Consider the following 1855-nt stretch of genomic DNA (forward strand, 5'->3'; position numbering starts at 1 on the left):
GCCAGAAGGATGATCCGCCTGGCCGGATTTACACCCGACAAAGATATTGCAATCAAGGTCATTGGGCTGCGTCCCGGCGAAAAGCGATATGAGGAGCTCTTCGACAGCAATGAAATGCGTGTGGCCTCGCCGGTGCCGGGTGTGCTGGGAGCGATCCCTCATCCTGTAGAACTTTCCAAGCTCATGGTTACCTTTGCGCGCCTGGAGCGTTTCGCCGAGTTGGGGGATGAGGCCATGGTGCTCGCGTTGATGAGCAGCTTGATCCCCGGTTACGTGAAGCAGCAGAGCACCCGGGTGCATCTGAACGACACTTGCGCTGAAAGCAGCGACGTGAGCGATGACCATTTGAGCGACCAGCTTTCAGAACTTCCTGAAGCGCTGTTCACCGCCTTAGTCAGCGATCTCGGCCGAAACCCTGCAACGCCGGAACCGCGGATCAACTAACCGCCCTGCAATGTCGGATTGTTCTGTTGGAGTCATCATGGCATTCTTTAGCGAACCCCTAGCGGCAAATGCTACGTATGAAGAAGCTCTCCGCCCGCTGCCGCGGGCCATGCCGGCGCACCGCAGGCAGCGCATTGTCGTTCTGTCCAGCTATAGCCCCTCGTTGACGAATTTTCGCCTGGAACTGCTCAAGCGGATGGTGGATGCCGGACACATTGTCACCGCCGTCGGTCCGGAGGATGACGCAAGAACCAGGATTGCTTTGTCACAGATAGGCGTTGATTTTGCACAGGTGCCGATGGCCCGGGTAGGGCTTAACCCGGTTACGGATCTCATGACATTGTGGTCGCTCTGGCGCCTGCTGCGCAGATTGAAGCCGAACATGGTCGTGCCCTACACCATGAAACCGATCATTTACGGAGGAATTGCCGCGCGGCTCGCGGGAGTTCGCTCCCGCTGTTTTCTTGTAACGGGGCTGGGGCACATTTTTTCACCAAACGGCGCCGCGACCCTCAAAGGCAGGCTTGTCAGGCAGATCAGCGTTTTGCTTTACCGTCGCGCCTTTGCCGGCGCGAATGTCGTCTTTGCCTACAACGAGGCAGATGCCGCAGATATTCGCGAGCTTCGCATGGTCAAGGATGAGTCCTTGATCAGGATTGTGCCAGGGTCGGGCGTGGATCTTGAGCACTATGCTTTTTCTCCGCCTCCCTCTGACCGGCCAGTTTTCCTGCTGGTTGCACGGCTCCTGAAGGACAAGGGTATCGTCGAATATATTGAGGCGGCGCGTAGGGTGCGGCGTCTTCATCCGAACGCGGAATTCCAGCTTCTCGGACATTTTGATCCCAATCCTGTCAGCGGAATATCATCGGCGGATATCCAGAAATGGGTTGATGAGGGAATTCTCAACTTTCTCGGCGAAACCAGGGATGTCCGGCCTTACCTCGCGCGATGCAACGTTTTCGTGCTGCCAACTTATTATCGTGAAGGTATTCCGCGCAGTATCCTTGAGGCGATGTCGGTCGGGCGCGCCATCATAACGACCAACCTGGCCGGCTGCAGCGATACAGTCCAGCCTGGCATTAACGGCTGTCTGGTCGAGCCCCGAAGCGTCGATGACCTCGCCCGTGCCATGTCGGAACTCGCGGGCAATCTGCCTCTCGCTGACGATATGGGGCGGAAATCTCGAGAACTCGCGCAAGCGAAATTCGACGTTCACTTGGTCAACGAAATCCTCATCGAGCGTATGGCGTTGGCAAGTCAGTAGTATGTGGGTTTATCTGACCTGCGGCAAGAAATTGTCGTGGTCAGATGGGTGTCAATAAGTAGAACTGTCGAAGCGCCATCTGCTTTTATAAAGTGTTGGCGGTAGAATGTTGCGCTCTTTTGAAGCTTGCATAGTATACTATTAGGA

General features: G+C 56.0%; 2 protein-coding genes. Both read left to right on the top strand.

The window, feature by feature from the left end:
• Window positions 1-444: polysaccharide biosynthesis protein (locus tag AC1D17_RS28825; protein ID WP_477568615.1), on the top strand; the 444-nt coding region annotated here is incomplete at its 5' end.
• Between the two features lie 109 nt (window positions 445-553).
• The gene (locus AC1D17_RS28830) at window positions 554-1708 is read left to right on the top strand and encodes a glycosyltransferase family 4 protein (RefSeq protein ID WP_477568616.1); all 1155 of its coding nucleotides are present in this window, start codon (window positions 554-556) and stop codon (window positions 1706-1708) included.
• The last annotated feature ends 147 nt before the right edge of the window (window positions 1709-1855 follow it).

The organism is Pararhizobium sp. P1_E7, assembly GCF_056405855.1.